Genomic DNA, 309 nt, shown 5'->3' on the forward strand with positions numbered 1-309 from the left:
GGCGGAGCGCGATCCGCCCGAACACCCGCGCGCTGTTCGCCGAATCGATCGCGAACGCCCGCAACGACGTGCTCGACACCCGCGCCGTCAGCGCCGTCGGGGAAGAGTTCGCGATCCCGCTGATCGTCGACAACACCCTCGCGACACCGGCGATTCTGCGTCCTCTGGAACACGGCGCCGCGATCGTGGTCCACTCGGCGTCGAAGTTCCTCGCCGGGCATGGTTCCGTGCTGGGTGGCGTGATCGTCGACGACGGACGCTTCGACGCCGAAGGCGCAGGCCACAACGCGCCCAATCTCGTGCTCCCGG

The 309-nt window shown here is 69.3% G+C and carries 1 protein-coding gene; it reads left to right on the forward strand.

Going from position 1 to position 309, the window contains the following annotated elements; all coding sequences use genetic code 11:
* Nucleotides 1-309 (forward strand): PLP-dependent transferase (locus E3U55_RS17185; RefSeq protein WP_194840975.1); only part of this gene is annotated, 309 nt, incomplete at both ends.

The organism is Filobacillus milosensis (assembly GCF_004402015.1).
In the GTDB taxonomy this organism is placed as follows: Bacteria; Bacillota; Bacilli; order Bacillales; family Alkalibacillaceae; genus Filobacillus; species Filobacillus milosensis.